This is a genomic window from Pseudomonas sp. ZY71, assembly GCF_036542145.1.
Taxonomy (GTDB): domain Bacteria; phylum Pseudomonadota; class Gammaproteobacteria; order Pseudomonadales; family Pseudomonadaceae; genus Aquipseudomonas; species Aquipseudomonas koreensis_A.
Map to the genome: position 1 here is coordinate 5,131,992 of NZ_CP144274.1, position 22,874 is coordinate 5,154,865.

Consider the following 22,874-nt stretch of genomic DNA (forward strand, 5'->3'; position numbering starts at 1 on the left):
CCCTCCTCTCTCAGAGTCAGCCGACCATGCCCGATAACACCCGCCGCGCCCGTGACGAAGCCTTTTGGCAAACGTTCGCCGACCGATACGACGTTCAACCCGGCCCCGTGAACCTGGAAAACGGTTACTTCGGGCGCATGTCGCGCACGGTGATCGAGGAGTACCAGCGCAATATCGAGCTGATCAACACCAGCAACTCGGTGTATGTGCGCCAGCGTTTCGAACAGCACGACAACCTCGACATTCGCGCGCAACTGGCCGAGCTGATCGGCGTACGGGCGCAGAGCGTGGCGTTCACTCGCAATGCCACCGAAGGCCTGCAATCGCTGATCCGCAACTACAACCGGCTGCAGCCGGGCGATCAGGTGCTGATCAGTGACCTGGAATACGACACGGTCAAAGGCGCCATGCGCTGGCTGGCCAGACATCGCGGCGCCGAAGTGATCGAGATTGCCCACGCACACCCGGCGAGCTACGACAGCCTGCTGGAGACTTACCGCGAGGCCTTCGTCGGTCATCCGAAGATCAAGCTGATGGCCCTGACTCACGTCACTCACCGCACCGGCCTGGTGATGCCCGTGCAAGCGATCGCCCGGCTCGCCAAAGAGCATGGCGTCGATGTCATCCTCGACGGCGCCCATGCGCTCGGTCAGATCGAGTTCGATCTTGAAGCACTGGGCATCTCTTTCGCCGGATTCAACCTGCACAAATGGATCGGCGCGCCACTCACCCTCGGCTTCCTCTATATCGCGCCGCAACGCTTGGCCGATATCGATCCGGACATGGATGAAATGCATTACCCGGCCAATGATATCCGTGCGCGCACGTCGTACAGCACGCCCAACATTCCAGCGCTGATGACCTTGCCGCTAGTGTTCGAGGAGCACCGCTCCCTCGGCGGTGCGCCGGCCAAAGGCGCTCGCGTCAATTATCTGCGCAATCTGTGGGTCAGCGCGGTGCGGCATTTGCCGGGCATCGAAGTGATGACGCCAGACGATCCACGGCTGTATTGCGGCATCACATCGCTGCGTTTCACCCGGCACGATGATCAACAGGCGATGGCCGAGCGTCTGCTCAACGACTACAACCTGTTCACCGTGGTGCGCAACGGCGCCGCCAGCGGGCCGAGCATCCGCATTACACCGGGCCTGACCACCACCGCTGGCGACATGCAGTTGCTGGTCCGCGCGCTGAACGAGCTGCGCTAAAACACTGTGATCAGGTATTTGTCGTAGCCCGCCACGCCGATCTGCGATGACAGTGCAAAGGTGTCGACGCCGATCGTCAGGTTGCCGAAGTAGCCGTCCTCCGGGCCAGCGTCCGTGATCGGGCGCAATCCCAGTCGAACGGCATCGTTATCAACGGCTGTGCAATTGCAGGCACAGGGCAAATGCAGGCGCCCCGCCCAGGCCTCCTGGTACAGCTGCGGCTGTTGATCGTCATTGGCGATGGCGACGCTCAGAGCGATGCACGAAAAGGCAGTTTGCCGATCCGGGTAAAGGCTGGTGAAACGAACGATGCCTTTACTGTCGGTCGACTGACTGCCGCACAGTGTGTCGGTACCAATGTGCTGCTCGATGCGAACCACGGCGCCACTGACCGGCTCGCCGGTCATGGCATCGACCAGGGTCAGCCGCAATACAAGGGGCAAACCTTCGATGCCCGCGCTGATGTTGCGCACCTTGCCCTTACTGTTGTGCCAATCGAAACTGCCAACCACGGGCAACTGCCGCGGGCGCAGAGCGTTGATTGATAAAGCGACAGATTGATGATCGTCCATGAGGCGTTCTCTCTTCCGTAAGATGAACGCAGATTAGCGCCACGCAAACGCGGCTGTGCGGTAACTATGTATCGCGTGATGTCCTGACACTTTCTTCAAGGCAAAAAAAAACGGTGCACCGACCAAGCGCACCGTAAAGCCGTAGAACACACAACGAAGTGTCTGGTAACAATCAGTCCAGCAGCGCCAACGCCTCGGCGGTGCATTCCTGAATACGGGCCCAGTCGCCGTTCTTGATCCACTCCGGATCAAGCATCCAGCTACCGCCCACGCACATGACGTTTTTCAGCGCCATGTAGCTCTTGATGTTGGCCGGGCCGACGCCGCCAGTCGGGCAGAATTTCACTTCGCCGAACGGGCCGCCGAGGGCCTTGATTGCCGCCACGCCACCGCTGACTTCCGCCGGGAACAGCTTGAAGCGGCGATAACCCAGGCCGTAGCCTTCCATGATGCCGGAGGCGTTGCTGATGCCCGGCAACAGCGGAATCGGGCTGTCGACGCTGGCTTCGAGCAAGTCACGGGTGATGCCCGGGGTGACGATGAATTGCGAGCCAGCGGCTTCGGCCGCCGCGAGCATGTTGCGATCGAGCACGGTGCCGGCGCCGGTCATCAGTTCCGGACGCTGGTCGCGCAGGATCTGAATGGCCTTGAGGCCGAACTGCGAACGCAGGGTCACTTCCAGCGCGGTGAGGCCACCGGCGGCCAGGGCGTCGGCCAGTGGCAGCACGTCCTGTTCGCGAGCGATGGTGATCACCGGCAGGATCCGCGCCTTGGCGCAGAGGCTGTCGATCAGGGCAACTTTGTCCGCCATGGAAACGGTCGGGGATGGGGTTGTCATAGCGGCTGTTCCTTGGCTCATGGGCACCAGTAAATCTCTAACGTAGGTTGCAGAAACGCGCGCACCGGCATGGCGGCGACGTCGTCGGATGCCAGTGCGGCATTCAGGGTGGTCAGTTTCGATTGACCGGAAATCGACAGAATCTTGTGCCGGGCCGAGGCCAGCAGCGCACGGCTCATGGTCAGGCGCTGACGCGGCACGCTCGGCGCCAGCATCGGCCAGCAACGGCGTGTGCCATCAGCCTGCAGCGCTTCGGTCAGGTTCGGGCTGTCGGGGAACAGCGACGCGGTGTGGCCGTCATCACCCATGCCCAACACCAGCACATCAATCGGCGGCAACTCGGCGAGCAGACGATCAGCCTGTTCCGCAGCCTGCTCGACGTTGGCCGCCGCGCTATAAAGGCTGAGGAACTGCGCCTTGGCCGCCGGGCCTTTGAGCAAGTATTGCTTGAGCAAACCGGCATTGCTGTCAGCGTGTTCAACCGGTACCCAACGCTCGTCGGCGAGGGTCACGACGACCTTCGACCAGTCCAGTTCCTGCTTGGCCAGGTGCTGGAAAAACGCCACCGGACTACGACCGCCAGACACCACCAGCACCGCGTTGCCGCGTGCCGCAATGGCCTCGCTCAATTGCTTGGCAACGTTCAGCGCCAGACCTTCGGCCAACAGCACTGGGCTGTTGAATTCGTGAGCGTTCACGCCCGCAGGCAGTTGCACATCAGATATCGCCATACCACGACCTCCCGTCCCGCGTGATCAATGCAATGGAGCTCATCGGCCCCCACGACCCTGCCGCATACGGCTTGGGCGCGTCACCGGATTTTTTCCACCCGGCGATCAGCTGGTCACACCATTTCCACGCGGCTTCGATTTCATCTTTACGGACAAACAGGTTCTGATTGCCGTTCATCACTTCCAGCAACAACCGCTCGTAGGCATCGGGGATCCGCGCGCTACGCCAGGTGTCGGAGAAATTCAGTTGCAGCGGGCCGCTGCGCAGTTGCATGCCTTTGTCCAGGCCCTGCTCTTTGGTCATCACGCGCAAGGAAATGCCTTCGTCCGGTTGCAGGCGGATGATCAGTTTGTTGCTGATCTGCAAGCGCTGCTCAGGGGCGAAGATATAGTGCGACGGTTCCTTGAAGTGGATGACGATCTGCGACAGTTTCTGCGGCATACGCTTGCCGGTACGCAGGTAGAACGGCACGCCGGCCCAGCGCCAGTTGCGGATATCGGCACGCAAAGCGACGAAGGTTTCAGTGTCGCTCTGGGTGTTGGAATTCGGTTCTTCGAGGTAACCCGGTACGGATTTGCCTTCGCTGTGGCCGGCGATGTACTGGCCGCGCACCACTTGCGTGGTCAGGCCTTCCGGGCTGATCGGTGCCAGCGCCTTGAGCACTTTTACTTTCTCGTCACGGATGCTGTCGGCGGACAAGTCGGCCGGCGGGTCCATGGCAATCAGGCAGAGCAGTTGCAGCAGGTGATTCTGGATCATGTCGCGCAGTTGGCCGGCCTTGTCGAAGTAGCCCCAACGGCCTTCGATGCCAACCTTCTCGGCCACGGTGATTTCCACGTGGGAGATGTAATTCTGGTTCCACTGGGTTTCGAACAGGCTGTTGGCGAAACGCAGGGCGATCAGGTTCTGAACGGTTTCTTTGCCCAGGTAGTGGTCGATGCGGTAGGTGCGGTTCTCAGGGAAGAACTGCGCCACGGCGTCGTTAACCTTGCGCGACGATTCGAGGTCGGAGCCGATCGGTTTTTCCAGCACCACGCGGGTGTTTTCTGCCAGACCGACTTTCGCCAGGTTCTCGCAGATCGCGCCGTACACCGCCGCCGGCGTGGCGAAGTAGGCAATCATGCGCTGCGTGCTGCCGGCCAGTTCGGCCAGCGCCACATAATCTTCGGATTTGAGGAAGTCGACGTGCAGGTAGGTCAGGCGTGCGAGAAAACGCTCAGCGACTGCCTCGTCCAGCTCTTTGCCCACATAACGACGCAGTTCGGCGGCGATGAACGCCATGTGCTGCTGCTGGGAACCTTCTTCACGGGCCAGCGCGATGATGCGCGTGTCCTCGTGCAGCAGGTCGGCGCCATCGAGGTGATAAAGGGCAGGAAACAGCTTGCGCAGGGCCAGATCGCCAAGCGCGCCGAACAAGGCAAAGGTGCACGGTTCAACCGTAATCGAAGGCATGATGTTTGTTCTTTTATCAAGTTAAGCTACAAATACCTTTTTTCAAGGCATCACTCAAGGGAAAATGTAGTAATAACCACAACATTTTCGCAAAATACAGATTCCGAGTGGTGGTCGCTCGGACGCATCAGTAGGATAGGCCACCGTTACGGGCCATATCAAAGGCCCAATTTGCATAGCCCGGCGCACCTTTGCGCAGGTGAATTAGGAATTCCATATGGACCGCGTGCGAAATTTACTGGAACAGATCCAGAGTCGCCTTGAAGACCTGAACAAGGCCGAACGCAAAGTCGCCGAGGTGATCCTGCTCAACCCGCAGCAGGCCACCCGCTTCAGCATCGCCGCCCTCGCCCAGGCAGCCTCGGTGAGCGAACCGACGGTCAACCGTTTCTGCCGTTCGTTCGGTGTCAGCGGCTATCCCGAACTCAAGCTGCAACTGGCGCAGAGCCTGGCCAGTGGCGCGGCGTATGTCAGCCGCGCGGTCGAGGCTGACGACAATCCAGAAGCCTACACGCAGAAGATTTTCGGCAGCGCCATCGCCTCGCTGGACAGTGCCTGTCAGGCGCTGGACCCGAACCTGATCAGCCGCGCCGTCGACCTGTTGATTCAGGCGCGGCAGATCCACTTCTTCGGCCTCGGCGCCTCGGCACCGGTGGCTCTGGATGCGCAGCACAAGTTCTTCCGTTTCAATCTCGCCGTCACTGCGCATGCCGATGTGCTGATGCAGCGGATGATTGCCTCGGTGGCGCACACCGGTGAGTTGTTCGTGATCATTTCCTACACCGGTCGCACCCGTGAGCTGGTCGAGGTGGCGCGCATTGCTCGCGAGAACGGCGCTTCGGTGTTGGGTTTGACGGCGGAGAATTCGCCGCTGGCCAAGGCGAGTACCTTGAGCCTGAATATTCCGCTGCCGGAAGACACCGACATTTATATGCCGATGACTTCGCGGATCATTCAGTTGACGGTGCTGGATGTGTTGGCGACGGGGATGACCTTGCGTCGTGGCGTGGATTTCCAGCCGCATTTGCGCAAGATCAAAGAGAGCTTGAATGCCAGCCGGTATCCGGTTGGGGATGAATTCAACTAAAGATCAAAAGCACACCCTCACCCCAGCCCTCTCCCGGAGGGAGAGGGGGCCGATCGAGGTGTCTTGCGCGGTACATCGACCTGAAACACCGAGTCGATTATGGATTCACCGACATTCGTTCAGGTCGGTGCATCTCTCGAATATCCCCCATTCGGTCCCCTCTCCCTCTGGGAGAGGGCTAGGGTGAGGGGCTACGATGTGACTGACACACTAAGCCGCCGCCCACGCCTGCAAACTCAAATGCGCCTTCTCCCCCGGCGCCAGATGCAGGCTGTCCGTCCCGCCCGCCGCCGCTTCCACACACACGAACTCGGAAATCTCATCCCACGTCACGCCCAACAACGGCCGCGCCCCCGGATGCCAGACCACCGTGTCCGCGCTGTCACCGGTATCGATGCACAGCTCACGCTGCCAGGCGTGATCTTTCAGCTGCAATTCGCCGTCATGCTGGAACACTCGCTGACAGCCACCATCAACGCGCAATTCACCTTCCTGCTGACAAACCTGGCGATTCAACTGGTCATAACCCTGCGCACCTTCGAGCCCAGACAGCGCTATCTCACCGACATCGCCAATACGCCAGTAAGCATGCAAAGCCTGGCTCAACTGGCACGGCATATCGTCCTGATGCTCGGTGCTCAGACGCAGTTCCATGCGTTCGCCCAGATGCGCATGCAGGTCAACCTGCCAGTCGCACAGCTGCAATTGCCAGTGCAGGCGCACGCCATCTTCGGCGCTGCTGCTGTCGAGCAACTTCCAGTCGAGCAGTCGCGCCCAACCATGCGATGGCCAAGCGTTTTCGCTGGGATGACGGCCATACCACGGCCAACACACCGGCACGCCACCGCGAATGGCACCTACGTGCGGCCACTTCGCCGCACACCACAACCACGGCTTTTGCCCACGCGGCTGAAAGTGCAGCAACTGCGCGCCCTGACGACTGAACACCGCCTGACACAGCGGATGATCGATCACCAACACGTCGCGCATCTGATAGCGCTCCCAGGCGAACACCGGTTGTTCACGCAGGGATTTGAAGAAGCGTTGCAGCGGATGCTCATGCATTTGCCACGATCCTGAACTCGACTTTCACCGGGCGGCGCCAGCCCCAAAAAAAAGCGGACAGCCTTGGCTGTCCGCAAATATGCGCACATAGAGAGGAGCTTATCGCAGACGCGTTAGAACGTAGACTGAATTTTCAGGCCAGCGACCAAAGCGTTATCGACTTCATCCACACCACCCGGGTGAGTGATGTACTGCAGGTTAGGGCGTACGGTCAGCCAGTTGGTGACGTGGAAGCCGTAGTTGATCTCGTAGTTGTATTCGGTTTCACGAATCGGCGAGAACACCGGATTGTCGTAATCCGAAACGCCGTTGGAGGCGTTCAGCAGCTCGGCGTTTTTCTTCACGTCGTCGTTGACGTGGATACGCGCCGCACCGATACCGACGTCATCCTTTGGACGCGCGTCGAATGGGCCTTTGTAGACAAACATCACCGACTGATAGTTGTCGATGAAGTTGGTGTCTTTGTCGTGGAACGTGGCGTTGGCGGCGATGTTCAGACCGCGGGTCGCATCACCGTTGTGGCTGGTGAGTTGCTGTTGCGCCACAAACCAGTAGCCGCTTTTGCTGCTGTGGGTCTTGTAGGCATCGCCAGTAGTAGCAGCGTCGAAACCGTTGACGTCTTCGCGAACGTCGTCGGCATCCGCCGTGCTTTTGTAGTAACCGACGCGGTATTCGCCCGGCAGGCTGTTGACCTTCGGCGACCAGACCAACTCGACCGGCAACACAGTACCTTTGGTGCCGCTGCCGCTGAGTTTGAAGCCGTTGCCGTGTTCCAGCTGCGACGGGTTCTGGTTGTACGCACCGATCTGCGCGTAGAGCTCGTCGTTGATGTTGTACTTCACGCGGATCGCGGCCTGGCTGACGGGCCAGTTGTACCAGATGTTGGTTGCCCAGTTACCCACTTGCGAACCGCAGAACGCGAGGTTCTGGAAGTCGCACGGGAAGGTGTTGAAGTCTTCGCCTTCACCGAAGTAACCGGCCTTGACGTCGAGTTTGTTGTCGAAGAACTGGTGCTGAATCCACAACTGGGTCAGACGCACCATGTGGCCACGACCGTAGACTTCCTGCGAGGAGCTGAGGGTGCCGGCACGCGGATCGCCAACGCGGTCGTTGGAGATGTTGTAGCCGTTACGGTTGGTCAGCTGGATCTTCGCCTGGGTGTTATCCCAGCCCCACAGCTTTTGCAGATCGAGTGCCACGCCCAGACCGAACTGGTCAGCGTAACGCGCGGTCTTGTCGTCGTTGTAGCCACCGTTCAGGTTGCCACCGACTTCCCCAACGTAGTCAGCCTTGATGTCGATACCCTGCTCGATCAGCTTGGTACGCTCGCCACCCCAGTCGCCGGTCATCCATTTCGAATCGGAACTGAAGGCATCCGCCGCCATGGCGTTACCGGCCAGCACCAAGGCCGCCGCAGCCGACACTTGACAGATCAACCGGGCATTGACGTGTTTCTTTTTCATCCCTACATCCTCGTCTTTATTGTTATTAACTGTTTTTATCTAACGCGGTTTACATAAATTGCGATGCTCGACAGGCCGGGCACCGCTTGCTCCTTTGTAGGAGTGAGCCTGCTCGCGATAGCGGTGTGTCAGGTAACAACTACATCAACTGACAGGACGCAATCGCGAGCAGGCTCACTCCTACATTGATCTTCAGCGGCCTTTGAATTGCGCCACGTTCGCAGACCGCGCATCGGTCTGTGGTTGCCCGGCAGTGCCGAGGCGTTCGCCAGTCTTGGCATCGAACAACAACACTTTCGACGGATCGAATTGCAGCGTCAGGTTCTCGCCCACCTGCGGTGCCACGTCCGGCGCCAGACGGCAGCAGACTTTGGTTTCATTCAGATTGACGAACACCAGGGTGTCCGGACCGGTCGGCTCGGTCACCTGAACTTCGGCACGAATGCTCGGCAGGCCGTTACCCTCGCCGTTCGCCAAAACGATCTGCTCCGGGCGCAGGCCGAGGATCACTTCGCGATCTTCAAGCCCGGCGTCCTGCATGCTCATCGGCAACTCGCAACGCGCCTGGCCGCTGTCGAGCAGCGCCAGCAGGCGACCGTCCTTGCGTTGCAGGCGCAGCGGGATGAAGTTCATCGGCGGCGAACCGATGAAGCTCGCCACGAACAGGTTGGCCGGATCGTTGTAGATCTCTTTTGGCGTGCCGAACTGCTGGATGATGCCGTCCTTCATCACCGCAACCTTGTCGCCCAGGGTCATCGCCTCGATCTGGTCGTGGGTCACGTAGACCGTGGTGGTTTTCAGGCGCTGGTGCATCAGTTTCATTTCGGTGCGCATCTCGACGCGCAGCTTGGCGTCGAGGTTGGACAGTGGTTCGTCGAACAGATAGATCTTCGGCCGACGCGCCAGCGCACGGCCCATCGCCACGCGCTGTTGCTGACCGCCGGAAAGCTGACCCGGCTTGCGATTGAGCAGGTGTTCGATTTGCAGCAGCTTGGCCACGCGCGCGACTTCTTCGTCGATCGCCGCCTGAGGCATCTTGCGAATCTTCAAGCCGAATTCGATGTTCTCGCGCACGCTCATGGTCGGGTACAGCGCGTAGGACTGGAACACCATGGCGATGTCGCGATCCTTCGGGCTCATGCCGCTGACGTCTTGATCACCAATCATGATCGCGCCGCCGGTGATGGTTTCAAGACCGGCGATGCAGTTCATCAGAGTCGACTTGCCGCAGCCCGACGGGCCGACGAGGATCAGGAACTCACCATCCTTGATCGACAGTTCGATGTTTTTCAGGGTGTCCGGCAGGCCGGCACCGTAGGTCTTGTTGACGTTGCGAAGTTCGAGCGTTGCCATGATTACCCCTTGACTGCGCCGGCCGTCAGCCCGCGCACGAAATACTTGCCTGCGACCACATAGACCAGCAGGGTCGGCAGGCCGGCGATCATCGCCGCTGCCATATCAACGTTGTATTCCTTGGCGCCGGTGCTGGTGTTGACCAGGTTGTTCAGCGCCACCGTGATCGGTTGCGAATCACCGCTGGAGAACACCACACCGAACAGGAAGTCGTTCCAGATCTGGGTGAACTGCCAGATCAGGCAGACCATGATGATCGGCGTCGACATCGGCAGAATGATGCGGCGGAAAATCGTGAAAAAACCTGCGCCATCCAGACGCGCAGCTTTTACCAGCGCATCCGGAATGCTCACGTAGTAGTTACGAAAGAACAGCGTGGTGAACGCCAGACCGTAAACCACATGGATAAACACCAGACCGGTAGTGGTGCTCGCCAGGCCCATTTTGCCGAGGGTGAACGAGGCCGGCAGCAGCACGGTCTGGAACGGCAGGAAGCAGCCGAACAACAGCAGACCGAAGAACAACTGCGAACCGCGGAAGCGCCAGAACGACAGCACATAACCGTTCAAGGCACCGATGGCGGTGGAGATGATGACGGCTGGCACAGTGATCTTGATCGAGTTCCAGAAGTACCCGTCAACCGTGGCCCAGGCCTTGACCCAACCGATACCGCTGACCACGGTTGGCCAGCTCAGCAGGTTGCCGGTGCTGATGTCTTCCGGGGTCTTGAAGCTGGTCAGCAACATCACCACCAGCGGCACCAGATAAAGCAGAACGGCGATGATCAGCACTGCGTAGATCGCGATGCGACTCAGGCTGATAGCGGGTTTGGCAGCGAGACTAGTCATTGCGCTTGGTCCTCAGCTCGGAATACAGGTAAGGCACGATGATCGCGAGGATCGCACCGAGCATCAGAATCGCACTGGCCGAGCCCATGCCCATCTGGCCGCGACTGAAGGTGAAGGAATACATGAACATCGCCGGCAAGTCGGAGGAATAACCCGGACCACCGGCGGTCATCGCAGCGACCAGGTCGAAGCTCTTGATCGCGATGTGCGCCAGAATCATCACCGCGCTGAAAAACACCGGACGCAGGCTTGGCAGCACCACTTTCCAATAGATCGTCGGCATGCTCGCGCCATCGATCTGCGCGGCACGGATGATCGATTGATCAACGCCACGCAGGCCGGCGAGGAACATCGCCATGATGAAGCCCGAGGCTTGCCACACAGCGGCGATCACCAGGCAATACACCACACGATCCGGGTCGATCAGCCAGTCGAGACGGAAGCCTTCCCAGCCCCAGTCACGCAACAATTTGTCCAGGCCCATGCCCGGGTTGAGCAGCCATTTCCATGCGGTACCGGTGACGATCATCGAGAGCGCCATCGGGTACAGGTAAATGGTGCGGATAAAGCCTTCGCGACGGATGCGCTGGTCGAGGAACACCGCCAGCAACACGCCGATCACCAGAGTGATGCCGATGAACATGCCGCCGAACAGCGCGAGGTTTTTGCTCGCGACCCACCAGCGATCGTTGTCGAACAACCGCGCGTATTGCGCCAGACCGGCCCACTTGTAGTTAGGCAGGAAAGTCGAGGTGGTGAACGACAGCACGAACGTCCACAGGATGTAGCCATAGAAGCCCACCAGCACGATGAACATGCTCGGCGCCAGCACCAGTTTGGGCAGCCAGCGTTGCAATGCATCGAACGGCGAGGCCTTGCTGAACACAGCAACAGAACTCATGGGGAAATCCAGTACGAGAGAAAAGGACTACTTGGGCAACTCGTCCCCTTGTAGGAGTGAGCCTGCTCGCGATTGCGGTGTGCCAGTTGATGAATCTGTTGCCTGACAAACTGCTATCGCGAGCAGGCTCACTCCTACAGGGTCCAAGGATTACTTGGACGACTTGATCGCTGCGCCAAGTTTCTTGGCGGTGTCGGCCGGGTCGGCTTTCGGGTCGTTGATGTAGTTGGTCACGACATCAAAGAACGCGCCTTGCACCGCCAGCGTGGTCGCCATGTTGTGCGCCATGCTTGGCTGCAGGCCGCCGGACTTGGCGTCTGCCAGGAAGTCCTTGGCAGCGGTCTGTGCGCAGGAATCGAAACCGAGTTTCTCCATGTCGTTCAACATGTCGTTGCGAACCGGGATCGAGCCTTTGTTGATGCTGAAGACTTTCTGGAAGTTTTCACCCAGCACGACTTTGGCGATGTCCTGCTGACCGGCCGCAGTGCCTGCGTCCTTCTGCTTGAACACGGCCAGCGAGTCGATGTTGTAGGTGAACGCCTTGTCGGTGCCCGGGAAGGCGACGCACTCGTAGTCCTTGCCAGCGACTTTCTTGGCGGCGGTCCATTCGGACTTGGCCCAGTCACCCATGATCTGCATGCCGGCCTTGCCGTTGATGACCTTGGCCGCTTCGAGGTTCCAGTCCTGACCTTTGCCGTCGGCGTCCATGTAGGTCGCGACTTTCTTCAGCTCGGTCAGTGCCTTGACCATTTCCGGGCCGGTCAGCGCGGCGTTGTCCAGATCAACCAGGGCTTTCTTGTAACCATCGACACCCATGACCGAAAGCACCACAGCTTCGAACACGGTGCTGTCCTGCCAAGGCTGACCGCCGTGGGCCAGCGGGATGAAACCCGCCGCCTTCAGCTTGTCGCCAGCGGCATAGAATTCTTCGAGGGTGGTCGGGTTCTTGGTGATCCCGGCTTTCTTGAACACTTCCGGGTTGATCCACAGCCAGTTCACACGGTGAATGTTCACCGGCACGGCCACGTAATCACCGTCGTACTTCACGGTATCGGAGACTTTCTTGTCGAGCAGGCTGTCCCACTTTTCCGACTTGGCGACGTCTTTCAGCACGTCGGTGTCGAGCAGGCCGGTCGACGCCCATTCCTGGATGTCCGGGCCTTTGATCTGAGCGACGCCAGGCGGGTTGCCGGCGACTGCACGGCTTTTCAGCACGGTCATGGCCGTTGCACCGCCACCACCGGCGACAGCGCCGTCTTTCCAGGTGAAACCGTCTTTTTCGACTTGCGCCTTGAGCACATCAACAGCGGCTTTTTCGCCACCGGACGTCCACCAGTGCACGACTTCGACCGAACCTTTGGATTCGGCAGCGGAAACACTGAGAGGCAGAATTGCGAGCGGGAACAGGGAGGCGACAGAAATGACAGTAGCGAGGCGAGAAATCGCATTCATCTGAGATGTACCTTTCTTGTTGTTATGCATTGCAAGTCTGGTGCTTGCGCTGCACAGGAGTTTAAACAGGACGTTTCCCTTCGCAGGTAACGAAGGGACGCGCGAATGTCACCACATGGTTACACAGGACTGCTCTGGGATAACTGTGCCAGCGCAGTCGCCATACTGGGTGACAAGGGTAGACGCGGAATCAGCACGGCTTGCCAGGCGTGATACAGATCGGGTTTGCCCGGCCAGATATCAGCACTTGGCAGGTTTTGCGGATTGAGTTCGTGGTGCCAGCTGCCGTCGCAACGGTCGATGAAATTCATCTCGCAGAATTCCCAGAACAGCCGGTACCAGCTTTCGTATTGCGCATCGCCTGTGCGTTTAAGCAGGGCACTGGCGGCGGCACTGGCCTCGGCGTGGGTCCAGTGCAAACGATGACGGACCACGGCTTTGTTGCCCCAGTCGAGGGTGTAAACGATGCCCGGCAAACCATCGACGTTCCAGCCGTTGCGGCAGTTGTTCTCGAAGAGTTTCTGCGCATCGGTCGCGAGCCAACCGGGGGTGAGCATGCCGGCCTGAACACGTGCCGCTTCGAGGTGCAGCAACAGCCGCGCCCATTCGAAACCGTGGCCCGGTGTGGTGCCGTAAGGGCGGAAACCATCGGCGGGATTGTCGTGGTTGTATTCGCGCAGCGGTTGCCAGTCGCGGTCGAAATGTTCGATGACCATGTAACCGTTGCCGGCGGCATGACCGTGGATCACCCGCTCGACGATGCGTTGCGCACGCACCAGCCAGCGCGGATCTTCGGTGACATCAGCAAGAGCGAGGAACGCTTCAGTGGCGTGCATGTTGCTGTTGGCGCCGCGATAGGCTTCTTCTTCGCTCCAGTCGCGGTTGAAGAATTCGCGCATGGCGCCCTCTTCTTCGCTCCAGAAATAGGTGTCGATGATATCGATGGCGTCATCCAGCAACGCCTGCGCACCGGGGCGTTGCGCGACCACCGCAGAGCTGGCGGCCAGTGCGACGAACGCATGCAGGTAGGCGTTCTTGCCGGTGTTGTCGTCGCGGTGTTCGGCGACGGCAAACCAGCCACCGTGCAAAGCATCACGCAATGGCCCGCGCAGGGCGGCGATGCCGTGATCGACCAGTTCGGCAAAACCCGGCAAGCCCTGAATGTGGGCCATGGCGAAGCTATGGGTCATGCGCGCGGTGTTCATGGTTTCGGCTTGCGCGTTCGCTGGCAGACGGCCGCGTTCGTCGAGGTTGCCGAAGCCTTGTGGGAGTTTTGCTGCCTTGGCGAAATCCAGCAGACGCAGGCCTTCGGCGGCGAGCCATTGCTGGTGGGCAGGGGCATTCAGCCAACTGCTGAAGCCGGGTTGGAAAAGATCCATGGGTGGCCTTTTTTGTTGTTATGACTGCGGGGAGTCTAAACAACGGGCCGGGGTGGGCTTGTAACGAAGGGGGCGGGGTTTGTCACTGATCCGTGACAAAAGAGCCACCCTCACCCCAGCCCTCTCCCGGAGGGAGAGGGGGCCGACCGCGGGGTATTGAAGAGTTACGCCGACCTGAAAGTTTTTCAGCGAATCCATAATCGACACGGTGTTTCAGGTCGATGTATGACGCAAGACAACTCGGTCAGTCCCCTCTCCCTCTGGGAGAGGGCTAGGGTGAGGGGCGCTTTTGACCTAATCCGCCGAACGCGGCAATTGCAGGGTCACCCGCAACCCACCCTCACGCAGATTCTGCAGCGTCACTTCCCCACCATGACTGTGGGCAATATTGCGCGCAATGCCCAACCCCAAGCCATAGCCCTGCTGCTGCCCCGCCAATCTGAAGTGCGGCTCAAACACCTGCTCCAGGCGCTGCTCCGGCACCCCCGGCCCTTCATCATCAACGTGCAAGACAAACGCGCTGTCATCGTCATCAATGTGCAGATGCGCGTTCTGCCCATACTTCAACGCGTTGTCGATCAAATTGCCGATGCAGCGTTTCAACGCCAAAGGCTTGCCCGGATACGCCGCCAACGCCCGGCCATGCTGAGTCACGCGACCATTACCATTCGGTGCCAGATAGGGCTCGACCAGACAATCAAGCACGTGATTGAGATCCACCGGTTCGATGTTCTCGTGGATGTCAGTGTCTTTCACGCATTGCAGCGCACCTTTGACCAACAACTCCAGCTCATCCAGATCGCGACCGAATTTGGCCTGCAGCTTCTCGTCTTCAAGCAATTCGACGCGCAGACGCAAACGCGTGATTGGCGTACGCAGGTCATGGGAAATCGCGCTGAACAACTGGCTGCGCTCGGTCAGGTAACGGCTGATACGCTCGCGCATGGTGTTGAAGGCGCGCCCCACTTCCACCACTTCACTGCCACCGCCCTCGGCCACCGGTTCGACGTCGGCGCCCAGTGACAGATCCCGTGCAGCACGTGCCAGACGCTTGAGCGGCCGGCTCTGCCAGTGCACCAGCAGGCCGATGAACAGCAGCAGGAATCCGCTGGTGAGGACGATGAACCACACCTGCTGCGAGGGCAGGCCTTGCTCTTCAAGACTGGTGTACGGCTCCGGCAACAGCGAGGCGATGTACAGCCATTCGCCCGGCGCCATCTGAATCTGCGTGACCAGCACGGGGGGATTCACCGGTTCCAGAGTCAGCGCGTAATGCGCCCAGGAACGTGGCAACTCATCGAGCTTCAGCCCGGCGTTGAAAATCCGCAGGTCCTCGGGGCTGACAAAGGTCACCGAAATATCCGTGTCATTGCCGAGGGTCTGGCGCAACACTTCGTCGACCGCTTTCATCACCGCCGCTTTACGCGGCGTGACCGGCAGCACGTCCATGCCCAACGGTTTGTCGTTGAGCGTCACGACGAAGCGGGTGCCGCCCATGCTGCGTAATTGGTCGAGCACCAGCGGTCGATAAGCCACCGGCAGTGAGCGGAAGTAACTGACGCTGGCGGTCATCGAATGGGCGAGGCTGCGGGCGCTGGTGACCAGGCCTTCGAGCTGCGTGGCGCGTAATTGCGAGACCCAGATCACGCTCGACAGCGTCTGTGCGAACAACACCGCCAGCAAGGTCAGCAACAACATCCGCCCAAGCAGCGAACGCGGAACCGGGACCTTGGCGGCGAGTTTACGCAGCGAATCAGTGACCATTGCCGGCAACCACGTTGGCTGCCAGTTGATAGCCACTGCCGCGCACGGTGCGAATCAGTCGTGGCGGTTTCTCGGTATCGCGCAGGCGCTGGCGCAAACGGCTGACGGCCATGTCGACGATGCGATCGAGCGGCATCAGGTCGCGGCCACGGGTGGCGTTGCCGATGGTGTCGCGGTCGAGGATTTCCTGCGGGTGATCGAGGAACAGTTTCAACAGGGCGAAGTCGGCACCGGAGAGAATCACTTCCTCGCCGTCAGTGTGAAACAGCCGATGGCTGACCATGTCCAGCCGCCATTCATCGAAGGCCAGCACTTCACTGCCGCTGCGCTCCTGACCGAATTGCGCACGCCGCAGCAGGGCTTTGATGCGTGCTTGCAGTTCGCGCGGGCTAAAGGGTTTGCCGAGGTAATCGTCGGCACCTAGCTCCAGACCGATCACGCGGTCGGCTTCGTCGGAACTGGCGGTGAGCATGATGATCGGCACCTGCGCCTGACGCGGATGCTGACGCACCCAACGGCACAGGCTGAAGCCGTCTTCGTCGGGCAGCATGACATCGAGGATCACCAGATCGCTCGGCGCCTCATTGAGGGCCTGACGGAAACTGGCACCGTCGGCGGTGGCCCGTACCTGAAACCCGGCGCGGGTCAGGTAGGTTTCCAGCAACTCGCGTATTTCCTGGTCGTCATCGACCAACAATATCGACTTGTTGACTGAGCTCACTTCGAAGGCATCCTTGTTGTTGGAATTGGGGCGGATTATGCCTTAAGCACTGATTTTACAAACACCACAAAACAACTGTAGGAGTGAGCCTGCTCGCGATAGCGGTTTGTCAGTCAACGAATGTGTTGAATCCAAGACAGCTATCGCGAGCAGGCTCACTCCTACAGTTTGATTGCATTTCAGGTTGGGATTGATTGATCCAGGGCTACACCGGCGCCAACGAGGCCGGAATACGGCGCTGTCACCAGCCACACCGGAATGCCTTTGAAGTAATCGCTCATGCAGCCTTTGTCAGCAAAGCTACGGGCGAAACCGCTTTCGAGGAAGAAATCGGCAAAGCGTGGAATCACACCACCAACGATATACACCCCACCCCGTCCGCCCGTGGTCAGCACGTTGTTGCCGGCGACACGGCCGAGCCAGCAGCAGAACTGCTCCAGAACTTCCAGGGCAATCGGGTCACCGGCCAAACCAGCTGCGGTGATAGCTTCCGGCGTGTCGAGTGTCGGCTCATGCCCATCGACCGCACAGATCGCCCGGTAAACCCGTGGCAGACCGCCGCCGCTCAATGCGGTTTCCGCGCTGACATGGCCGATCTCGTTGTGGATGTGCTGCCACAACTGGGTTTCACGCGGGCTGCTCAGCGGCAGATCGACGTGACCGCCCTCGCCCGGCAACGCCGCAAAACGACCTTCACCCAGATCCAGCAACGTACCAACGCCAAGGCCAGTGCCCGGACCGATCACCACCGCCGGACGCAACGGCTCCGGCGTGCCCTCGCAGACCACGCGGAATTCGCCCGGCTGCAAACGGGTCATGCCCAGCGCCATCGCCGAGAAGTCATTGACCAACAACAACTGCTCGACCTGCAAGGTTTTGCAGAACGCGGTGCGGCTCAGGCGCCAGTGGTTGTTGGTGAATTTGAATTCATCACCACTGACCGGGCCGGCCACCGACAGGCACACCGAACCGATCGAACCCGGCGCCAGACCGAGCCCGCTCAGGTAGAGGCTGATCGCCTCTTCCGGGCTGGCGTGGTCGGCCGTGGCCAGCACCTGAACCGATTGCAGTTGCTGGTTTTTCCACAACGCAAACCGCGCGTTGGTGCCTCCGATGTCACCGACCAAAGCCAGTTTCAATTAAGCGTCTCCAGGGCAGAAGTGAAGGCGCTGGCGCCCTGCTCCGCCGAGCTGAAGGCCAAACGCATAAAACCAAACAGTTCGCGACCGCTGCCAATGTTGTTACCCAACAGGCCTTTGGCGGGTTCGCGCGCTGCAAATTCGGCGGCGTCGACCTTGAGTTCCAAGGTGCCTTTGACGCCATCGACGCGGATGATATCGCCCTCTTGCACGCGCGCCAAAGCGCCACCGACATAAGCTTCCGGGCTGACGTGAATCGCGGCGGGGATTTTCCCCGAAGCACCGGACATACGCCCGTCAGTCACCAACGCGACTTTGAAGCCGCGATCCTGCAGCACGCCGAGGAACGGTGTCATCTTGTGCAGCTCAGGCATGCCGTTGGAGCGCGGGCCCTGGAAGCGCATCACCGCAACGAAATCTTTTTCCAGCAGGCCGGCCTTGAACGCGTCGGCGAGATCCTGCTGATCCTGGAACACCATCGCCGGCGCTTCGACGATCTGGTTCTCCAAAGCGACGGCAGACACCTTCATCACACCGCGACCGAGGTTGCCTTCCATCACGCGCAAACCGCCTTCCTGCGAGAACGCACGGGCGACCGGGCGCAGAATGTTTTCGTCGAGGCTGTCGACCGGGCCTTCACGCCAGACCAGTTCACCGTTATCAAGGAACGGCTCTTTGGTGTATTTGCTCAAGCCGTGGCCGAGCACAGTGTTGACGTCTTCGTGCAGCAGGCCGGCGCCGAGCAGTTCGCGAATGAGGAACGACATGCCGCCCGCAGCCTGGAAGTGGTTGATGTCGGCTTTGCCGTTCGGGTAGACGTGGCTCAGGGTCGGCACGACTTCGGAGAGGTCGGCCATGTCCTGCCAGGTCAGTTGAATGCCCGCCGCCATGGCGATGGCCGGCATGTGCAGGGTGTGGTTGGTCGAACCGCCGGTGGCGTGCAGCGCGACGATCGAGTTGACCAGCGACTTCTCGTCGACGATTTCGCCGATCGGCATGAAGTTGCCGTTCTGCTTGGTCAGGCGCGTCACTTGATGCGCGGCTTCGCGGGTCAGCGCATCACGCAGCGGCGTGTTCGGGTTGACGAAAGAGGCGCCCGGCAAGTGCAGGCCCATGACTTCCATCAGCAACTGGTTGGTGTTGGCGGTGCCGTAGAAGGTGCAGGTGCCCGGGCTGTGGTAGGACTTCATCTCCGATTCCAGCAGCTCTTCGCGGGTGGCTTTGCCTTCGGCGTACTTCTGGCGCACGTCGGCTTTTTCCTTGTTGGAAATCCCCGAGACCATCGGCCCGCCCGGGACGAAAATCGTCGGCAGATGACCGAAGCGCAGCGAGCCCATCATCAGGCCCGGGACGATCTTGTCGCAGATGCCGAGCATCAGCGCGCCGTCGAACATGTTGTGCGACAGCGCCACAGCGGTCGACATGGCGATCACTTCGCGGCTCGGCAGGCTCAGTTCCATGCCCGGCTCGCCTTGGGTGACACCGTCGCACATCGCCGGAGTGCCGCCAGCGAATTGGCCGACCGAGCCGATTTCGCGCAGGGCGTTCTTGATCTGTTCCGGGAACACTTCGTACGGCTGGTGCGCCGAGAGCATGTCGTTATACGAAGAAACAATGGCGATGTTCGCCGAGTTCATCATCCGCAGGCTGTGCTTGTCTTCGCTGCCGCAGCCGGCCACGCCGTGGGCGAAGTTGGCGCATTGCAGCTTGCCGCGCATCGGCCCGTCAGTGGCGGCGCCACGAATCAGTGCAAGGTAAGCCTGACGCGTGGCGCGGCTGCGGGCGATAAGCCGTTCGGTGACCTCAAGGACGCGGGGATGCATGTGTAGAACTCCAGGCTAACGGATGTGGCGACCTGATTGTCTATGCTGATCAAACGCCGTTGTTGTTGGAATGACAGACGGCTTTTTTGACCATTCGGACCAGTTGATTCAGGTCACTCGTTGTAGATAAAACAAAATATTGCCACTAAAAAGGCTTGTTTTCTATTTTTATGCGAATAATCTTGTAATTCCAACAACAAAACGACGGCGGCGCTGTTCCATGACTCTTCGAATCGCAATCAATGGTTTTGGCCGCATCGGCCGTAATGTCCTGCGCGCACTGTATACCCAAGGCTATCGACAGGATTTGCAGATCGTCGCCATCAACGATCTGGGCGACAGCTCGATCAATGCTCATCTGCTCAAATACGACACCGTTCACGGCACGTTCGACGCGCAAGTCGAGCATGACAATGAAAGTCTGACCGTCAACGGCGACCGCATCGCGGTCAGCGCGATTCGCAACCCGGCCGAGCTGCCATGGGCGGCGGAAAAGATTGATGTGGTGTTCGAATGCACCGGTCTCTTCACCGACCGCGCCAAAGCCGCCGCGCATATTACTGCCGGCGCCCGCAAAGTGATCATCTCTGCCCCGGCAAAAGGCGCCGACGCCACCGTCGTTTATGGTGTGAACCACGACATTCTGCGCCAGTCGCACCAAATCATCTCCAACGCTTCGTGCACCACCAACTGCCTGGCACCGGTGGCACAAGTGCTGCACCGTGAACTGGGCATTGAAAGCGGTCTGATGACCACGATTCATGCCTACACCAACGATCAGAACCTCACCGACGTCTATCACACCGACCCGTACCGCGCGCGTTCGGCCACGCAGAACATGATCCCGAGCAAGACCGGCGCCGCTGAAGCGGTGGGCCTGGTGTTGCCGGAACTGGCCGGCAAACTGACCGGCATGGCCGTGCGAGTGCCGGTGATCAATGTGTCGCTGGTGGATTTGACCGTGCAGCTGAAAAAAGAAGCCAGCGCCGAGGAAGTCAACGCGCTGCTCAAGGCTGCAAGCCAGCATTCGAAGATTTTGGGATACAACACGTTGCCGCTGGTTTCCAGCGACTTCAACCACAACCCGCTGTCGTCGATCTTCGACGCCAACCACACCAAATCCAGCGGCAAACTGCTGAAAGTGCTGGCCTGGTATGACAACGAGTGGGGCTTCTCGAATCGCATGCTGGATAACTGCCTGGCGCTGTGTAACGCGGAATAATCGGTTGCCCTTTGTAGGAGTGAGCCTGCTCGCGATAGCTATCTGTCAGTCACAGATGTTGTGGCTGATCTACCGCTATCGCGAGCAGGCTCACTCCTACAGGGGTTTTATGCTGTATTTGAAATCAGGGCTTGACCATTCGACTAGATGATAAGCATTATCATTCGCTTGAAATCGATCAGGTCCTCCCGTGAGTCAATCGCGCTTCAACCACGTCTTCCTCACCCAGCGCACATCGTTGCTGCGTACGCTGGAACGGATGGTCAACAATCACAGCACCGCTGAAGACCTGCTGCAGGAGACCTACCTGCGTGTGACGCGGGCGTTGAGCGAGCGGGCCATCGATCACCTCGAACCTTTTGTCTTCCAGACCGCGCGCAATCTGGCGCTGGATCATTTGCGCGCGCGCAAGATCCACTCGCGGACCATGGTCGATGATGTGCCGCAGGATGTCGTGCACAGCATCGCCGCCCCGGCCAGCAGCGCCGAAGACGCCGCCCACGCCGAACAGATGCTGGAGCGCCTGAATGTGAGCCTCAGTCAACTCAGCCCCCGCCAGCAGCAGATTTTCATCCTCAGCCGTTTGCACGGGAACAGTTATCAGGAAATCGCTGATGAGCTGAACGTCTCCCTCAGCACCGTACAAAAAGAATTGAAGCTGATCATGAGCATTTGCATCGGCGTCGCCGAACGTCTGAATGGCGACTGAGGCTGTAGGGCTTTTCTGTAAGTGCCAGGATCGACTGCACGGATCATCGGGCTTTGTTACCCTTGCCCGACTTTTACGCTTCACTTGAAAAAACAGCCGTGCGCAGACACTGCCGAGGAAACACCGTGACGGACACCCACCGCTCGCCTTCGCCGGATTCGGTGCAGGACGCTGCAAACGCAATGGACCAGGCACTGGACTGGCTCATCGTGCTCGGCAGCCCGGACGAGGAGCAGACCCGGCAGTTTCATGCCTGGCTCGCGGCCGATCCGTTGAATGCCGAAGCGTTCGCCAAGGCCCAAGCGATCTGGGACGGCCCGCAAGTCGCCCAGTGCGCGCAAAACCTGGCGGCCAAACCTGCGAAAGTCACCGTCCTCAAGCGTCTGCGTCCGCACTGGAAACCGCTGGCCACTGCTGCGGTGCTGATCCTTGGCTTGTTCAGTTTCAGTAATCTGCCGATGCGCCTTCAGGCCGATCACCTCACGGTGGTTGGCGAGCGTCAGCGTCTGCAACTGGAGGACGGCTCGAAAGTTCTGCTCAACACCAATTCGGCATTCTCCAGCACCATCAACGATCAGCAGCGCGTTGCCCGGTTGTTTCAGGGCGAGGCGTTTTTCGAGATTGCCAGCGGGCGCAGTCAACCGCTGGAAATCGATGCCGGGCCGGTCACTGCCAGCGTGCGCGATACTGCGTTCGCGGTGCGTTATCTCGATGGCGTCGCGCAGGTCAATGTACAACGTGGCGACGTCGATCTGCGCGCCACCCACAACGATGCTCGCGTGCGACTGACCGCTGGGGAGAGCATCCGCATTGGCCCCAACGGTTTCGACCGCCCGGCCAAACTCGACGCCAACACCGATCTGGCATGGGTCCAGGGCCGACTGGTGTTCGAGAACTGCCCGCTGAATCAGGTGCTGGCCGAATTGCGCCGCTACTACCCGGGCTGGATCATCAACACCAACGAGCAACTGGCCGACGTCGCCGTGACCGGCAATTACCGTCTCGATCAGCCGCTCGACGTGGTTCGCTCCCTCGCTCAGATCACCTCGGCGCAACTGAAAGAATTCCCCGCCGTAGTCATCCTGAACTAAATGAGAATTATTTTTACTCGATAGCCAACGTCAGTACGTCTCGTTATAGCCAATG

The 22,874-nt window shown here is 59.8% G+C and carries 20 protein-coding genes; 5 read left to right on the forward strand and 15 right to left on the reverse strand.

Annotation, left to right across the window (positions count from 1 at the left end; translation table 11 throughout):
- The first annotated feature begins 26 nt into the window (after positions 1–26).
- The gene (locus VY732_RS22805; protein ID WP_331691834.1) at positions 27–1,208 is read left to right on the forward strand and encodes an aminotransferase class V-fold PLP-dependent enzyme; all 1,182 of its coding nucleotides are present in this window, start codon (positions 27–29) and stop codon (positions 1,206–1,208) included.
- Here the strand turns inward: VY732_RS22805 and VY732_RS22810 are convergent.
- The 4 genes from VY732_RS22810 to zwf all read right to left on the reverse strand — a co-directional run bounded on the left by VY732_RS22810 (position 1,205) and on the right by zwf (position 4,802).
- A complete protein-coding gene (locus VY732_RS22810; protein WP_116029961.1) occupies positions 1,205–1,780 on the reverse strand; it encodes a hypothetical protein in 576 nt (191 codons plus the stop codon). The genes VY732_RS22805 and VY732_RS22810 overlap by 4 nt on opposite strands.
- A gap of 172 nt (positions 1,781–1,952) precedes the next feature.
- Positions 1,953–2,618 (reverse strand): bifunctional 4-hydroxy-2-oxoglutarate aldolase/2-dehydro-3-deoxy-phosphogluconate aldolase, encoded by a 666-nt coding sequence (locus tag VY732_RS22815; protein ID WP_008082815.1) that lies wholly within the window; start codon positions 2,616–2,618, stop codon positions 1,953–1,955.
- A 17-nt stretch (positions 2,619–2,635) separates the two neighbouring features.
- Complete coding sequence (pgl, locus tag VY732_RS22820; RefSeq protein ID WP_331691835.1) at positions 2,636–3,349, reverse strand: 6-phosphogluconolactonase; 714 nt, start codon at positions 3,347–3,349, stop codon at positions 2,636–2,638.
- Positions 3,336–4,802, reverse strand: a complete 1,467-nt coding sequence (zwf, locus tag VY732_RS22825) for a glucose-6-phosphate dehydrogenase (protein WP_077574250.1) — start codon at positions 4,800–4,802, stop codon at positions 3,336–3,338. Before zwf ends, pgl begins: the two co-directional genes overlap by 14 nt.
- A 226-nt stretch (positions 4,803–5,028) precedes the next feature.
- Between zwf and VY732_RS22830 the strand changes: the two genes are divergently transcribed.
- Complete coding sequence (locus VY732_RS22830; RefSeq protein WP_171057240.1) at positions 5,029–5,889, forward strand: MurR/RpiR family transcriptional regulator; 861 nt, start codon at positions 5,029–5,031, stop codon at positions 5,887–5,889.
- A 210-nt stretch (positions 5,890–6,099) separates the two neighbouring features.
- On the opposite strand, the gene VY732_RS22835 is transcribed toward VY732_RS22830, so the two are convergent.
- The 11 genes from VY732_RS22835 to edd all read right to left on the reverse strand — a co-directional run bounded on the left by VY732_RS22835 (position 6,100) and on the right by edd (position 19,797).
- Positions 6,100–6,954, reverse strand: coding sequence for a D-hexose-6-phosphate mutarotase (locus VY732_RS22835; RefSeq protein ID WP_007917868.1), 855 nt, complete (start codon positions 6,952–6,954; stop codon positions 6,100–6,102).
- Between the two features lie 113 nt (positions 6,955–7,067).
- Positions 7,068–8,417, reverse strand: a complete 1,350-nt coding sequence (locus VY732_RS22840) for a carbohydrate porin (RefSeq protein ID WP_095126181.1) — start codon at positions 8,415–8,417, stop codon at positions 7,068–7,070.
- A gap of 192 nt (positions 8,418–8,609) precedes the next feature.
- Positions 8,610–9,770 (reverse strand): ABC transporter ATP-binding protein, encoded by a 1,161-nt coding sequence (locus VY732_RS22845; RefSeq protein ID WP_116029964.1) that lies wholly within the window; start codon positions 9,768–9,770, stop codon positions 8,610–8,612.
- Positions 9,771–9,772: 2 nt separating this feature from the next.
- On the reverse strand, positions 9,773–10,618 hold the full coding sequence (locus VY732_RS22850) for a carbohydrate ABC transporter permease (protein WP_093430462.1): 846 nt from the start codon (positions 10,616–10,618) through the stop codon (positions 9,773–9,775).
- Positions 10,611–11,519 carry a carbohydrate ABC transporter permease gene (locus tag VY732_RS22855; protein ID WP_331691836.1) on the reverse strand — a complete coding sequence of 303 codons (909 nt, stop codon included), beginning with the start codon at positions 11,517–11,519 and terminating at the stop codon, positions 10,611–10,613. The genes VY732_RS22850 and VY732_RS22855 overlap by 8 nt, the downstream gene beginning before the upstream one ends.
- A 150-nt stretch (positions 11,520–11,669) precedes the next feature.
- Positions 11,670–12,971 carry an ABC transporter substrate-binding protein gene (locus tag VY732_RS22860; RefSeq protein WP_077574253.1) on the reverse strand — a complete coding sequence of 434 codons (1,302 nt, stop codon included), beginning with the start codon at positions 12,969–12,971 and terminating at the stop codon, positions 11,670–11,672.
- Positions 12,972–13,090: 119 nt separating this feature from the next.
- Entirely contained in the window at positions 13,091–14,350 is a 1,260-nt protein-coding gene (locus VY732_RS22865; RefSeq protein WP_331691837.1) for a D-mannose isomerase, read from the reverse strand.
- 294 nt (positions 14,351–14,644) lie between these two features.
- Entirely contained in the window at positions 14,645–16,114 is a 1,470-nt protein-coding gene (locus VY732_RS22870; protein ID WP_212623162.1) for an ATP-binding protein, read from the reverse strand.
- The gene (locus VY732_RS22875; protein WP_025112821.1) at positions 16,104–16,835 is read right to left on the reverse strand and encodes a response regulator; all 732 of its coding nucleotides are present in this window, start codon (positions 16,833–16,835) and stop codon (positions 16,104–16,106) included. Before VY732_RS22875 ends, VY732_RS22870 begins: the two co-directional genes overlap by 11 nt.
- Before the next feature lie 179 nt (positions 16,836–17,014).
- Positions 17,015–17,974 carry a glucokinase gene (locus tag VY732_RS22880; protein WP_123593660.1) on the reverse strand — a complete coding sequence of 320 codons (960 nt, stop codon included), beginning with the start codon at positions 17,972–17,974 and terminating at the stop codon, positions 17,015–17,017.
- Positions 17,971–19,797, reverse strand: coding sequence for a phosphogluconate dehydratase (gene edd, locus VY732_RS22885; RefSeq protein ID WP_137218817.1), 1,827 nt, complete (start codon positions 19,795–19,797; stop codon positions 17,971–17,973). Before edd ends, VY732_RS22880 begins: the two co-directional genes overlap by 4 nt.
- Positions 19,798–20,017: 220 nt before the next feature.
- Between edd and gap the strand changes: the two genes are divergently transcribed.
- The 3 genes from gap (at position 20,018) to VY732_RS22900 (ending at position 22,819) form a co-directional block, all read left to right on the forward strand.
- The gene (gene gap, locus VY732_RS22890; protein ID WP_077574258.1) at positions 20,018–21,019 is read left to right on the forward strand and encodes a type I glyceraldehyde-3-phosphate dehydrogenase; all 1,002 of its coding nucleotides are present in this window, start codon (positions 20,018–20,020) and stop codon (positions 21,017–21,019) included.
- 190 nt (positions 21,020–21,209) lie between these two features.
- Entirely contained in the window at positions 21,210–21,728 is a 519-nt protein-coding gene (locus VY732_RS22895; RefSeq protein WP_122598769.1) for an RNA polymerase sigma factor, read from the forward strand.
- 125 nt (positions 21,729–21,853) lie between these two features.
- Positions 21,854–22,819, forward strand: coding sequence for a FecR family protein (locus tag VY732_RS22900; RefSeq protein ID WP_123593663.1), 966 nt, complete (start codon positions 21,854–21,856; stop codon positions 22,817–22,819).
- Positions 22,820–22,874 lie beyond the last annotated feature (55 nt).

Bases quoted from the DNA above. Each gene is read 5' to 3' on its own strand.
- VY732_RS22805 (WP_331691834.1), top strand. From the start codon at position 27: ATGCCCGATAACACCCGCCGCGCCCGTGACGAAGCCTTTTGGCAAACG.
- VY732_RS22810 (WP_116029961.1), bottom strand. From the start codon at position 1,780: ATGGACGATCATCAATCTGTCGCTTTATCAATCAACGCTCTGCGCCCG.
- VY732_RS22815 (WP_008082815.1), bottom strand. From the start codon at position 2,618: ATGACAACCCCATCCCCGACCGTTTCCATGGCGGACAAAGTTGCCCTG.
- pgl (WP_331691835.1), bottom strand. From the start codon at position 3,349: ATGGCGATATCTGATGTGCAACTGCCTGCGGGCGTGAACGCTCACGAA.
- zwf (WP_077574250.1), bottom strand. From the start codon at position 4,802: ATGCCTTCGATTACGGTTGAACCGTGCACCTTTGCCTTGTTCGGCGCG.
- VY732_RS22835 (WP_007917868.1), bottom strand. From the start codon at position 6,954: ATGCATGAGCATCCGCTGCAACGCTTCTTCAAATCCCTGCGTGAACAA.
- VY732_RS22840 (WP_095126181.1), bottom strand. From the start codon at position 8,417: ATGAAAAAGAAACACGTCAATGCCCGGTTGATCTGTCAAGTGTCGGCT.
- VY732_RS22845 (WP_116029964.1), bottom strand. From the start codon at position 9,770: ATGGCAACGCTCGAACTTCGCAACGTCAACAAGACCTACGGTGCCGGC.
- VY732_RS22850 (WP_093430462.1), bottom strand. From the start codon at position 10,618: ATGACTAGTCTCGCTGCCAAACCCGCTATCAGCCTGAGTCGCATCGCG.
- VY732_RS22855 (WP_331691836.1), bottom strand. From the start codon at position 11,519: ATGAGTTCTGTTGCTGTGTTCAGCAAGGCCTCGCCGTTCGATGCATTG.
- VY732_RS22860 (WP_077574253.1), bottom strand. From the start codon at position 12,971: ATGAATGCGATTTCTCGCCTCGCTACTGTCATTTCTGTCGCCTCCCTG.
- VY732_RS22865 (WP_331691837.1), bottom strand. From the start codon at position 14,350: ATGGATCTTTTCCAACCCGGCTTCAGCAGTTGGCTGAATGCCCCTGCC.
- VY732_RS22870 (WP_212623162.1), bottom strand. From the start codon at position 16,114: ATGGTCACTGATTCGCTGCGTAAACTCGCCGCCAAGGTCCCGGTTCCG.
- edd (WP_137218817.1), bottom strand. From the start codon at position 19,797: ATGCATCCCCGCGTCCTTGAGGTCACCGAACGGCTTATCGCCCGCAGC.
- gap (WP_077574258.1), top strand. From the start codon at position 20,018: ATGACTCTTCGAATCGCAATCAATGGTTTTGGCCGCATCGGCCGTAAT.